The sequence below is a fragment of the Cellulomonas sp. P4_H4 genome, assembly GCF_056400865.1.
On sequence record NZ_JBFUKL010000001.1, the window covers coordinates 908704 to 920980 of the forward strand.

A 12277-nucleotide genomic window follows, 5' to 3' on the forward strand; every position below is an offset into this window, starting at 1 on the left:
ACTAAGGCAGACACTGGATCGACCTCGACCTAGGAGCGGCATGTCGCAGGACGTCACGGACGACGCGGTTCGGCTGGCACGGCAGTGGCTCTCGGCCACCGCGGAAGGGCAGACGGCACGCGAACGTCGCACCACCGGCCGGCTGGCCGCCCTCGTCGCCGACCCGGCCGGGCTCGAGCTGGCCGTCCGGTTCGTCGACCGGGTGGCCCGGCCGCAGGACGTGCGGGTGGCCGCGCGCGAGCTGTCCGAGCTGACGGCGTCGTCGGCCGGGTTCCTCGGACGGGCGGACAAGGCGATGCTCGGCCTCGGCTCGTTGGTCGGGACCCGCCTCCCGTCGGTCGTCGTGCCCGCGGCACGCGAGCGGCTGCGCAGCCTGGTCGGACACCTCGTCGCCGACGACGGTCCGGGGCTCGCGCGGCACCTCAGGGCGACCCGGGCCGACGGGTTCCGTCTGAACCTGAACCTGCTCGGTGAGGCGGTGCTCGGGGAGCGGGAGGCTGCGGCACGGCTGGCGCGCGTCACGGCGCTCGTCGAACGGCTGGACGTCGACTACGTGTCGGTCAAGGTCTCGGCCGTGGCGAGCCAGCTGTCCACCTGGGACACGGAGGGGTCCGTCTCGCGTGTCGTCGAGAAGCTGCGGCCGCTCTACCTGGCGGCCGCCCGGTCCGGCACCTTCCTCAACCTCGACATGGAGGAGTACCGCGACCTCGCGCTGACGATCCGGGTGTTCGAGCGGCTGGTGTCGGACCCGGAGCTGAGCGGCTCCCCCATGGGGATCGTGCTCCAGGCATACCTGCCGGACGCGGCCGGTGCCCTCGAGGAGCTGAGCTCGGTGGCGCAGGGACGCACCGGCGACGCGCGGCTCAAGGTGCGCCTGGTCAAGGGCGCGAACCTCGCCATGGAGCAGGTCGAGTCCGAGCTGCACGGCTGGCCGCAGGCTCCGTACGGAACCAAGCCCGACGTCGACGCCGCGTACCTGCGCCTCGTCGACCATGCGTTGACCCCGGAGCGCACGAAGAACCTGCGCGTCGGCGTCGCCAGCCACAACCTGTTCCACGTCGCCGCCGCGCACCTGATCGCGCAGGAGCGCGGGGTGGGGGAGGCCCTGGACGTCGAGATGCTGCAGGGCATGGCGCCCGCCCAGGCGCGGGCCGTGCGGGACGCCGTCGGCTCGGTCCTGCTCTACACGCCCGTGGTCGCGCGGCACGACTTCGACGTCGCCATCTCCTACCTGGTGCGTCGGCTCGAGGAGAACTCCGCGAGCCAGAACTTCCTGCACGCCCTGTTCGCCGACGAGGCGGCGATGGACGCCCAGGAGTCGGCGTTCCGCGACGCGTACCGGGACCGGTTCGAGCCGTCGACGGAGCCCCGTCGGGTGGCCCGGCCCGCGCTCGACTTCTCGGACTCCTTCGAGAACACGCCTGACACCGACCCTGCCGCGGCGATGGCCCGTGCCTGGGCGCGGGGGATCGTCGAGCGCGAGGTCGAGGCACCGCCGGGGGCTGTGGTCGTCTCGACGGTCGCGGAGGTCGACGAGCTCGTCGCGAGCGCGGTGGCCGCCGCGCCCGGTTGGGCCGCCGTGTCGCCCGCCGACCGTGCCAAGGCGCTGCACCGCGTGGCCGAGTCGCTCGAGGACGCCCGCGCCGACCTCGTCGCAGCGATGGTCCACGAGGCCGGCAAGACGGTGGCCGAGGCCGATCCCGAGGTCAGCGAGGCCGTCGACTTCGCGCGCTACTACGCGGACCGCGCGCTGGACCTCGCCTCGGTCGACGGTGCCGTCCACACGCCGTCGGGCATCTCCGTCGTGACGCCGCCGTGGAACTTCCCGGTGGCGATCCCCGTCGGCTCGGTGCTCGCGTCGCTCGCCGCCGGCAGCCCGGTGATCGTCAAGCCCGCACCACAGACACCCGTGTGCGGGCAGGTCGCGATGGCGGCGATCCAGCGCGGCCTCGACGCGCCCGGTGCGCTGACCGTGGTGCTCAGCCCCGAGGGCCCTGTCGGGCGACACCTGGTCACGCACCCGTCGGTCTCCCGGGTGCTGCTCACGGGATCGATCGAGACCGCGCGGCTCTTCGCGGGCTGGCGTCCGTCGCTCGACGTGCTCGCCGAGACCTCCGGCAAGAACGCCCTGGTCATCACCCCGGCGGCGGACGTCGACCTCGCGGTGGCCGACCTGGTGAGGTCCGCGTTCGGGCACGCCGGGCAGAAGTGCTCGGCCGCGTCGCTCGCGATCCTCGTCGGGACGGCCGGTCGTTCCGACCGGTTGCGCCGCCAGCTCGCCGACGCCGTCTCGTCGCTGCGCGTCGGCCCGGCCACCGACCTGGGCAACGCGGTCGGTCCGCTGACCGAGCCTGCGAGCGGCAAGCTGCTGCGCGCTCTGACCACCCTGGACGAGGGGGAGTCATGGCTGGTGACACCGCGTCCCCTGGACGACTCCGGCCGTCTCTGGTCCCCCGGAGTGAAGTTCGGCGTGAAGCCCGGCTCGTGGTTCCACACCACCGAGTGCTTCGGCCCCGTGCTCGGGATCATGTTCGTCGAGACGCTGGACCAGGCGATCGACGCCCAGAACGAGACGGCGTTCGGCCTGACCGGCGGCTTGCACTCGCTCGAGGAGGCCGAGATCGCGCACTGGCTGGACCGCGTCGAGGTGGGCAACGCCTACATCAACCGGCACATCACCGGTGCGATCGTGCGGCGTCAGCCGTTCGGCGGCTGGAAGGCCTCGACCGTCGGCCCCGGCGCCAAGGCCGGCGGCCCGCACTACGTCGCGCAGATCGGCACGTGGTCGGACTCGCCGGACGTCCCGGTCGACGACGAGGCGTGGTTGGCCTGGGCGTCGGCGGACGACGACCGCGTGTGGGCCTCCGAGCTCGCGGTCGAGCACGATCCGTCGGGCCTGCGCGTCGAGGCGAACGTCCTGCGCTACCGGCCGATCCCGCTGCTGACCATCCGGGTGGGCTCCGACGCTCGACCGGTGCAGGTGGAGCGCGTCCGGCACGCCGCCGCGACCGCCGGCGTGCGGGTGACCGTCAGCTCGATCGAGACGGAGCCGCACGAGAAGTTCGCCGCCCGCGTCCGCGACGGCTGGGTCACGGGCCGCATCCGCGTCGTCGGCGACGCCCCCGGACTGCGTGAGGCTGCGGTGACCCGACTCGGAGACGTGACGGTGCTGGACGCTCCCGTCGTGGCCAGCGCCGCGCGTGAGCTGATGACCGTGGTCCGCGAGCAGGCGGTGAGCCGCACCCTCCACCGGTTCGGCCATGTGCCGCCCGGCGAGGACCGCGGCGCGTAGCTCAGCCGCCGTTCGGGGCCGGAGCCACGACCGTGCCGTTCCACCGTGGAGCGGGCCCGGTCTCGCTCAGCCGGCGAACTGGCCGTACTTCGCGGAGACCGTCGAGGACGCCGCGCGCGCGCTGCAGTTCGCGACCGACCCCGTGATCGCGGTCGCCGTCGTGACGTTCCGCGCGGTGAAGATGTGCGCCGCTCCGTAGTCCTCGCGGATCGGCACGGCGTACCCGCTGATGATGCTGTCCTTGACGGCGTTCGCACCGGGGTTGGCCAGCTGGTAGCCCTTGACCCCTCCGTCGTACTGCTGCGAACCGCTCGGGTTCGCGATGAGGTTGCGCTCCATCAGCACCTTCTCGGCCTTGAGGCCGATGGTGATCCCGGACGCCGCGTACAGCAGGGTGTTGTACCTGATCGTCACGTTGCGTGGGCTTGCGTTGATGGTCGAGGTTCCGCTGGCGGCGGCCTTGATGTTCGCGCCGTTCGACGCCCCGGCGATGAGGTTCCGCTCGATCAGGCCGCCTGTGGAGTAGATGCTGGCCATCAGGTAGATGTTGTGGTCGGTGCCGTGGGCGTCTGTCCCGCGGTTGTCGCGGATGCAGTTGCCGACGATCTTGTAGTTGCGGGGCGCCGCAGCCGTCAGTGCCGCGGTCGTGGTCGACGACGCGGCCGACGCCTGGACCAGCATGTTGGCGACGCCGTGCGAACCGGTGACCTCATTGTTCGCGAACGTCCACCCCAGACCACCGGAGAATGCGACCACGGACTGTCCGGTCTGAATGGCCGAGTTGTAGACGAAATGGATCCCTCGGACGTTCCAGTAGTCGGCATTCTTGAGGGTGAGCGTGCCGGCGACGACGACCCTCTCGGCCGGGTAGGACTGCAGCACGATCTGCTTCGTGGAGTAGGCGCGGCGGGCGCCCCATCCGATGGCTTCCGCGTACGTCCCGCCGCGCACCACGATGACGTCGCCGGGCTTGGCGATCCGGATCGCCGTCTCGATCGTGCGCAGGGGGCGGTCTCTCGTCGGCTCAGGGCAGGTGGTCTGGCTCTCGGGGGCCGTGGTGGGATCGTCGAGGCACTGCATCCGCGGGTAGGTCTTGTAGCTCCCGCCGTTGTACCAGTCCTTGTACTCCTGGATGGTGTCCGAGCCGGACGTCGACACGTAGATGACGCGACCTCCGCTCGCGGCCGCCGCGATGCTCGTCGTGCTCAGCGTCGTCGAGACGGCTGACGCAGGGGCGGCGGGGGACACCAGCACGACCGCGGCCGTCGATGCGACGAGAAGTCCGGCGAGCAGCCCGCGAAGGGCCCGGCCGCGCGGCCGAGGGACGGAGTGACGCCCCGCAGTCTGCACTGTGACGGTCGTCATGATTCATGCCCCCGAGGGTGTGGATATACGCGGAGGCAAATGCTACGAGCACGGGGACCAGCCGCAAAGAATGCGCTGACGTCGTAGCAGCGATATGTCCGCAGATCGCCCGGTTTGCTGGGATTAATCCAGCGCCAATGGGCTAAGGGTCGACGCATTCCTCGACTGCGGCGGACCCGCGTCGGGTGCGGCAGCGCTCCTCCGGTCGCCTCGTGCGAATGCGCGACACTGGGCGGGCCCGCCTACGTCGACGCGCGGACCACCAGCTCCGGCGCGAAGATCAGAGGCTCCGACGGGGGAGCGCCGTTGAGCTGCGCGAGCAGCCGGGCGCCCGCGGCGCGGGCCATGGCGACGACCGGCTGGATCACCGACGTCAGCGGCGGGACGGTCGACGCAGCGACGCCCAGGTTGTCGTATCCGACGACGGCGATGTCCCCGGGGACGTCCTTGTTGAGCTCGGCGAGCACGCCGAGCGCGCCGGCAGCCATGAGGTCGGAGGCGATGAACAGCGCGTCGATGTCGGGGAACCGGGCGAGGATCTCGCGGGCGGCCGCGGCGCCCGAGGCGAGCGTGAAGTCCCCGTAGGCCACGGCGTCGTCGGGCATCCCCGCGTCTGCCATGGCGCTGCGCCAGCCCGTGAGCCGGTCGATACCGCCGGACATGTCCTGCGGACCCGCGATGGTGCCGATCCGGCGCGAGCCGCGCTCGATGAGGTGCTGCGTCGCGATGCGCCCGCCCGCGACGTTGTCAGTGTCGACGTACTGCACGCCGCCGTCGTCCGCGGACAGAGGCCGACCGACGAACACGTTGGGCACGCGGGACGCCTGCAGGGCACGGTCGAGCTCGTCGTTGCGGTGGTGCGAGACCACGATGGCGCCGTCGACGTGCCCGTTGCGCAGGTAGCGCACGGTCCGCTCCGACTCGCCGGGGCGGGCGATCACGAGGACCACCTGGACGTCGGAGTCGGCGAGCGAGGTGCTCAGACCGTTCAGGGTGCCCGCGAAGAACGGGTCCGACAGGACACGCTCGTCGGGCTCGGGCACCACGAGGGCGATCGAGTCCGTGCGGCGCGTGACCAGCGAACGTGCGGCGCGGTTGGGCGTGTAGCCGAGGTCGGCGACGGCGAGCTCGACCGAGGCGAGCGCCTCGGGGGAGACCCGCAGGCCGCCGTTGATGGCGCGCGACGCCGTCGAGCGAGACACCCCTGCCCGCTCGGCCACCTGCTCGAGCGTCGGAGCGGGGGGCCGCCCGTCATCGATCTGTTGCGTCACGTTCTCGACCACCCTTGGTCTTCTCTCCTTAGGCTGCGAGCGCAGCGTCGGCCGATCGGCTGGACGCCAAGGACCAGTGTCCCCGTCCGCCGCGTCAGCCTGCCATGGCTGCTCAGCCCTTGACGGCACCTTGCATGATTCCGGCCACGAGCTGACGTCCGGCGATGACGAACAGGATCAGAAGCGGGATCACGGACAGGACGACGCCGGCCATGATGAGCGACATGTCCTTGAAGTAGGCCGCCTGCAGCTGTTGCAGCGCGATCGGCAGAGTCGGGTTCTTCGACCCGAGGACGATGAACGGCCAGAAGTAGTTGGTCCAGGACGCCACGAACGTGAAGAGCGCCAGCATGGTCGCCGCGGGCCGGGCGGCGGGAAGCGCGATGCTCCAGAACGTCCGGAGCATGGATGCGCCGTCCACGCGGGCCGCCTCGATGAGCTCGTACGGCAGGGCCTGCTCGAGGTACTGGGTCATCCAGAACACGCCGAACGCGGTGACCAGACCGGGCACGATGACGGCCTGCAGCTGACCGATCCAGTGCAGCTGCTTCATGACGAGGAACAGCGGCACGACGCCGAGCTGGGTCGGGACCGCCGTGGTCGCGATGACGAACACCAGAAGCGGACCGCGACCGCGGAACCGCAGCTTCGCGAACGAGAACCCGGCCAGCGTCGAGAAGAGCACCACCGACAGCGACATGACCACGGCGATGATCACCGAGTTGATCACGGCCTGCGTGAACGGGACGCCCGACTCGAGCACCCGCGAGACGTTGTCGAAGAAGTGCGTGCCGGGGACGAGCGACGGGATCGGGTGCCGCGCGATGTCCGGGGCCGTCGACGACGCGAGCAGGAACGCGTAGTAGAGCGGGTAGAACGAGATGATGACGACGATCGTCAGCAGGACGTACGTGATCCAGCTCGGTCGACGCTGCGTGCCACCCTCAGCGCCGGGACGGCCACGCCTGCGGGCGGCGCTGCGCGCGGCACCCTTCCCTGCGAACTGCTCGATCGCTGCGACGGACGGTGCGCCGCCCATCTCGCCACCGGCGCCGGCTCCCATGACGCTCATGCGCCGACCTTCTTCCTCTTCTTGCCACCTTGGTTCTCGGAGGAGATCCGGCGCGTGATCAGGTAGTTGACGATGCCGATGATGACGATGATGAGGAACAGCAGCCACGCGACGGCTGCGGCGCGACCGAAGTTCTTCTGCGCCCAGCCCACCTGGTAGATGTAGTTGGTCACCGTCAGGTACTGCTGGTCCGAGCCGCCGCGGCCGTCCTGGTCGAACATGCGGGGCTCGTCGAAGATCTGCAGGCCACCGATGGTCGACGTGATGATCACGAAGATGATCGCTGGGCGCAGCATCGGGATGGTGACCGAGAAGAACTGGCGGAGGCGTCCGGCGCCGTCGATGAGCGCTGCCTCGTAGAGGTCCCGCGGGATGGCCTGCATCGCCGCCAGGAGGATCAGGGTGTTGTAGCCGGTCCAGCGGAAGTTGACCATCGTCGCGATGGCGACGTGGCTGGGGAACACCTCGGCGTGCCAGCGCACGCCCTCGAGGCCGATGTTCCGCAGGACCTGGTTGATGATGCCGGACTGGTCAGCGAACATCTGCCCGAAGATCAGGGCGACGGCGACCGGTGCGACGACGTAGGGGACGAGCACGCCCATGCGCCAGAAGGTCTTGGCGCGCAGGTTCGCGTCGAGGATCGCGGCGATCACGAGGGCGATGGCGATCTGCGGGATCGAGCTCAGCAGGAAGATGCTGATGGTGTTGCGGACCGACTTCCAGAAGATCTCCTGCTGGAGGACGGTGGTGAAGTTCTCCAGCCCCACGTAGTCGCCCTGGCCCTTGAGCAGGCCCCACTGGTGCACCGACACGAAGGCCGTGTAGAAGAGCGGGAACAGGCCGACGACGATGAAGAGCAGGAAGAACGGCGAGATGTAGAGGTAGGGCGAGAGCTTGACGTCCCAGCGCCCGAGCGTCTGGGAGAAGCCGGCGCGACGCGGCGTCCGCGCCAGCTCGTCGCCGGCCGTGGGCCCCGCGACGTTGGGGGTTCGGGTGCTGGTCATGTCGGTCCTTCGCGTGCTGGGCGGGGTCGAGCAGGACGACGGTGGCACACCGGGGCCGGTAGGGACAGCCCTGCCGGCCCCGGTGCTTCACACGTCGTCAGCCGAGGTCGTTGACCGCGGTCTCGAACTTGGCCCAGGAGGAGGCGGCGTCGTCGGTCTTGTCGACGTCGACCCGGGTGTACGCGTCGCCGAGAGCAGCGTTGATCGGGAAGTACTGCTCCCCGCGGTACGGCTGCGTCGCGATGGGTGCGAAGCGGTTGGAGAAGATCTCACCGGTCGGGGCGTCACCGAAGTACGGGTCCGTCTTGGCGACGACGTCCGCGTTGGTGGTGGCCTCGGTCTGGCTCGGGAAGTTGCCGAAGGTGACGAACACCTTCGCGGCCTGCTCCGGAGCGGTCAGCCAGTCGGCCAGCTCCTTGGCGGCCTGGGCGTTCTTGCCACCCTCGGGAACCAGGAGGTAGGAGCCGCCCCAGTTGCTGGCGCCACCGGGCATGACGTCCGCGATGTCCCAGTTGGTCTGGTCCGGCGCGTTGCCGGCGATGATCTGCGTCATCCACGGCGGGCAGAGCTGCGTGGCGAAGACGTCACCCTTGAAGGCGTCGTTCCACTCCGGGGTCCACTGCTTGAGGTGTGCCGACTCGGCGAGAACCTCGGGGCTGGTGAGCTGGTCGTAGACGGACTTGGTCGGCGAGTCAGCCTCGAGGACTGTGATCTCGCCCGTCTCGGGGTCCTCGAACGGGGCCTCGAGCTGGTTGATCATGCCCTGAGACAGCGCGCCGATCGAGTCGAACCACGCCACGCCGGTGTTGGCCGCCATGAACTGCTGGCCGACCGAGAAGTAGTTGTCCCAGTCACCGTCGAGCATCTGGGAGACGGAGTCGCGGTCGCTCGCCAGACCGGCAGCCTCGAACAGGTCCTTGCGGTAGCAGATGGCCTCGGGGCCCGAGTCGGTGCCGTAGCCGATGAGCTTGCCGTCGGTGTCCGTGGCCATGTCGGTCTTCCAGTCCGGCCAGCGGTCCGTGACCGTGTCGGAACCGAGGTCCAGGAAGAAGTCGGAGGACGCGAGGAGCTCGGGCATCCAGTCGCCGTCGGCGGCCACGATGTCGTCAGCGACCGTGTCGGTGGCGATCGCGTTCTGCACGGCGAGACGGGCGTTGTCCGACGTGTCGATCTTGTTGCTCTTGATCGTCACGTTGGGGTGGTCCGCCATGTACTCCTTGTACAGGTCGGTGTACCCGAACTCGTTGAACGTCGCCACCGAGAGGGTGATCGGCTCGTCCGACGAGGCAGACGACTCGTCGTCGCTGCTCCCGTCCCCGGAGGAACAAGCAGTGGCGAGCAGGGCGATGCTGGCGACGCCAGCAGTTGCCGCCCACATCTTGCGTGAGGTCTTGCGCACAATGACTCCCTTGTCAGTCGGACGGCGTCCTCGCCGTAACCCGAGGGCTCCTGTGATCCGTACGCAGCAGAGCGTCGGACGTTCAGGTGGGCCTGGTGGACCCGGCGTGGTCGCGCTCCCATCCGCAGTGTGCGGGAGCGTTCCCACGCGTTGCGGAGAACTGTCGTCCGAGGCCCCTCAGGTGTCAAGGAGGCCGACGCGATCGGGTGGTGTGGTAGCGATCCCACACCAGTAAACCTGCAGGTCAAAGCATCTGTACCGCGGGAGACGCGTTACCGAATTGTTACGGCGTGACAGGCGGTTCGTAACCTTCGTGGGACGCGTGTGGTCACGGATGGTCTGCCCGTGGTCACGTCCATGGACGGGCCCGTGGTCAGGAGTGGTCGGCGATCCACCGTCGTGCCACGTCCTGCTCCACCTCGAGCGCGGCACGCAGCGCGCCGGCCGCGGCGTTCTCGATCGTCGAGCCGAACAGGGGGAGGGTCGACTTCAGGTCGCCGTCGTAGCTCACGGTGCTCGCGTCGGGCCCGGCGGGCACGAGGCTCGTGCGGCCACTGAGCCGAACGGGGGCACCGGCGATGTCCAGGAGCACCGTCCCGACCCGCGAACCGTCCGGCGCGGCTGCCTCCCACGCCTCCACCTGGCGGACGTCGATCCGGTTGCCGACGAAGCTGCGCAGGTGCGAGGGGATCTGGTCGGTCGGCAACGAGCGCCGGGTGGTCACGGTGAACGCCGCATCGGGGGAGCCCGTGATGTCCACGTGCTGCTCCAGCGCCCCGCTGGCGCGCACCTTCGCGTGCACGTACTCCGGGTTGCTCAGCAGGAGGGCCGCTTCGTGGGCTCCGGTCGGCAGGTCCAGGGTCACGTTCATTCGCACGGAGGTGGTCCTTAGCAGGCGTCGATGGGTTCTCCCAGGTTAGCCGAGTGCGGGACGACGGCGGCTGGGTGCGGTCCTGGGCAGCGGGACCGGTCACCGTCCGCGACACCTACCCTGGTCCCGTGTCCACACTGAGCACCCTCGTCGCTCGCCATGCCGCACTCGACGGCCCCGACCTCGAGTGGCTGCACCTCCTGGTCGGTGACTGGCAGGTGCTCTCGGACCTCGCGTTCGCGGACCTCGTGCTCTGGCTCCCCACCGCCGACGGTGACTTCGTGGCCGTCGCCCAGTGCCGCCCGTCGACGGGGGCGACCGTGCACTACGACGACGTCGTCGGGTCGACCGCGCCCGACGGCCAGCGGCCGCAGCTGCAGCGCTCGCTCGACGAGCGGGCGGCCCAGCGCTCGCGAGAGCCTCGCTGGTTCGGTTCGTACGCGGTGCGTGAGGAGGCGGTCCCGGTCGTCCGCAACGGCCGCCCGATCGCCGTGCTCGCCCGCCAGACCAACCTCGGTGGCGCTCGGACCCCCAGCCGGCTCGAGCTGAACTACGTCGAGGCCGCCGACGACATCTTCGCGATGGTCGGCCGCGGCGAGTTCCCCGCCCCCGACGCGCCCACCGGGCCGCGCCGCGGTGCCCCTCGCGTCGGCGACGGGCTGGTCCGCCTGAACTCGGAGGGAGAGGTGCTCTACGCGAGCCCCAACGCGCTGTCGTGCTTCCACCGCCTCGGCGTGGTCGGCGACCTCGTGGGCCGGTCCCTCGTCGAGGTCACGGCCGACCTCATCTCCCAGAAGGACACCGTCGACGAGTCGATGCCGCTGGTCCTGATGGGCCGGGCCCCGTGGCGGGTGGACGTCGAGTCGCGCGGCGTGGCGCTCTCGCTGCGCTCGGTGCCGCTGACCGAGCACGGTCAGCGCGTCGGCGCGGTGCTCCTGTGCCGCGACGTGTCCGAGCTGAGGCGCCGCGAGCGTGAGCTCATCACCAAGGACGCGACGATCCGCGAGATCCACCACCGCGTGAAGAACAACCTGCAGACCGTCGCGGCGCTGCTGCGGCTCCAGTCGCGCCGGATGAGCAGCCCCGAGGCGCGCGAGGCGCTCGGTGAGGCGATGCGTCGTGTCGCGACCATCGCCCTGGTCCACGAGACGCTGTCGCAGACGCTCGACGAGTCCGTACCGTTCGACGACCTCGTCGGGCGCAGCCTGCGTCTTGCCGCGGACGTCGCCACGGAGGGGGCGCACGTGCGCACCACTGTCCGCGGGTCCTTCGGGTCGATCCCGGCCGAGGACGCGACCGCGCTCGCGCTCATCCTCACCGAGCTGGTCACCAACGCGGTCGAGCACGGGTTCGAGGGCCGCGAGTCGGGGACCGTCGAGGTGATCGTGGACCGGCAGGACGACGTCATCCGCGTCGAGGTCGCCGACGACGGCTCAGGCCTGCCGGCGGACCGCGCTGAGGGCGCCGGCTCCGGCCTGGGGACCCAGATCGTCTCGACGCTGGTGACCAACGAGATGCGGGGCACGATCGCGTGGGCGCAGCGCGAGGGTGGCGGGACGTCCGTCGTCATCGAGGCCCGGCTCCGGGCGCCGCGCGACGCGGCCTCGTTGATCTAGCTCGAGACGGCCGATCCCGGACGCACGAACGCCGCGCACCCCAGGGGGTACGCGGCGTCCGGAGCCTGTGGGTCGGGAGGGTCAGCTCGCGCGGCGCTGACGCGCGGTGCGACGCTTCAGCGCGCGACGCTCGTCCTCGGACAGGCCGCCCCAGACGCCGGCGTCCTGGCCGGTCTCGATGGCCCACTTCAGGCAGGTGTCGACGACAGGGCAACGGCGGCAGACGCCCTTGGCCTCCTCGATCTGCAGCAGGGCGGGACCGGTGTTCCCGATCGGGAAGAACAGCTCGGGGTCCTCGTCGAGACACGCCGCGCGGTGGCGCCAATCCATGAGTTCTCTCCTAGGCACACGCCGTTGCCGCGCCCGGGGTGTGGGCGCGCGGAACAC

At 70.3% G+C, this 12277-nt stretch carries 9 protein-coding genes; 2 read left to right on the forward strand and 7 right to left on the reverse strand.

Annotated elements, in window-relative coordinates:
• Positions 1 to 40 precede the first annotated feature (40 nt).
• A complete protein-coding gene (locus tag AC1DPN_RS04475; RefSeq protein WP_477083494.1) occupies positions 41 to 3292 on the forward strand; it encodes a bifunctional proline dehydrogenase/L-glutamate gamma-semialdehyde dehydrogenase in 3252 nt (1083 codons plus the stop codon).
• Between the two features lie 66 nt (positions 3293 to 3358).
• On the opposite strand, the gene AC1DPN_RS04480 is transcribed toward AC1DPN_RS04475, so the two are convergent.
• The 6 genes from AC1DPN_RS04480 to AC1DPN_RS04505 form a co-directional block, all read right to left on the reverse strand.
• Positions 3359 to 4657: a right-handed parallel beta-helix repeat-containing protein gene (locus tag AC1DPN_RS04480; RefSeq protein WP_477083495.1), complete on the reverse strand. Its 1299-nt coding sequence runs from the start codon at positions 4655 to 4657 to the stop codon at positions 3359 to 3361.
• Positions 4658 to 4899: 242 nt separating this feature from the next.
• Positions 4900 to 5928 (reverse strand): LacI family DNA-binding transcriptional regulator, encoded by a 1029-nt coding sequence (locus AC1DPN_RS04485; RefSeq protein ID WP_477083496.1) that lies wholly within the window; start codon positions 5926 to 5928, stop codon positions 4900 to 4902.
• Between the two features lie 112 nt (positions 5929 to 6040).
• Entirely contained in the window at positions 6041 to 7000 is a 960-nt protein-coding gene (locus tag AC1DPN_RS04490) for a carbohydrate ABC transporter permease (RefSeq protein ID WP_477083497.1), read from the reverse strand.
• Positions 6997 to 8004, reverse strand: a complete 1008-nt coding sequence (locus tag AC1DPN_RS04495; RefSeq protein ID WP_477083498.1) for a carbohydrate ABC transporter permease — start codon at positions 8002 to 8004, stop codon at positions 6997 to 6999. The genes AC1DPN_RS04490 and AC1DPN_RS04495 overlap by 4 nt, the downstream gene beginning before the upstream one ends.
• Positions 8005 to 8101: 97 nt before the next feature.
• Entirely contained in the window at positions 8102 to 9403 is a 1302-nt protein-coding gene (locus AC1DPN_RS04500; protein ID WP_477083499.1) for an ABC transporter substrate-binding protein, read from the reverse strand.
• Positions 9404 to 9776: 373 nt separating this feature from the next.
• Positions 9777 to 10274: a DUF2505 domain-containing protein gene (locus tag AC1DPN_RS04505; protein WP_477083854.1), complete on the reverse strand. Its 498-nt coding sequence runs from the start codon at positions 10272 to 10274 to the stop codon at positions 9777 to 9779.
• A gap of 128 nt (positions 10275 to 10402) precedes the next feature.
• Between AC1DPN_RS04505 and AC1DPN_RS04510 the strand changes: the two genes are divergently transcribed.
• The gene (locus tag AC1DPN_RS04510) at positions 10403 to 11890 is read left to right on the forward strand and encodes a sensor histidine kinase (RefSeq protein ID WP_477083500.1); all 1488 of its coding nucleotides are present in this window, start codon (positions 10403 to 10405) and stop codon (positions 11888 to 11890) included.
• An 81-nt stretch (positions 11891 to 11971) separates the two neighbouring features.
• On the opposite strand, the gene AC1DPN_RS04515 is transcribed toward AC1DPN_RS04510, so the two are convergent.
• Positions 11972 to 12220: a WhiB family transcriptional regulator gene (locus tag AC1DPN_RS04515; RefSeq protein WP_477083501.1), complete on the reverse strand. Its 249-nt coding sequence runs from the start codon at positions 12218 to 12220 to the stop codon at positions 11972 to 11974.
• Positions 12221 to 12277: the final 57 nt, after the last annotated feature.

Bases quoted from the DNA above. Each gene is read 5' to 3' on its own strand.
- AC1DPN_RS04505 (WP_477083854.1), bottom strand. From the start codon at position 10,274: ATGAACGTGACCCTGGACCTGCCGACCGGAGCCCACGAAGCGGCCCTC.
- AC1DPN_RS04475 (WP_477083494.1), top strand. From the start codon at position 41: ATGTCGCAGGACGTCACGGACGACGCGGTTCGGCTGGCACGGCAGTGG.
- AC1DPN_RS04480 (WP_477083495.1), bottom strand. From the start codon at position 4,657: ATGACGACCGTCACAGTGCAGACTGCGGGGCGTCACTCCGTCCCTCGG.
- AC1DPN_RS04490 (WP_477083497.1), bottom strand. From the start codon at position 7,000: ATGAGCGTCATGGGAGCCGGCGCCGGTGGCGAGATGGGCGGCGCACCG.
- AC1DPN_RS04495 (WP_477083498.1), bottom strand. From the start codon at position 8,004: ATGACCAGCACCCGAACCCCCAACGTCGCGGGGCCCACGGCCGGCGAC.
- AC1DPN_RS04515 (WP_477083501.1), bottom strand. From the start codon at position 12,220: ATGGATTGGCGCCACCGCGCGGCGTGTCTCGACGAGGACCCCGAGCTG.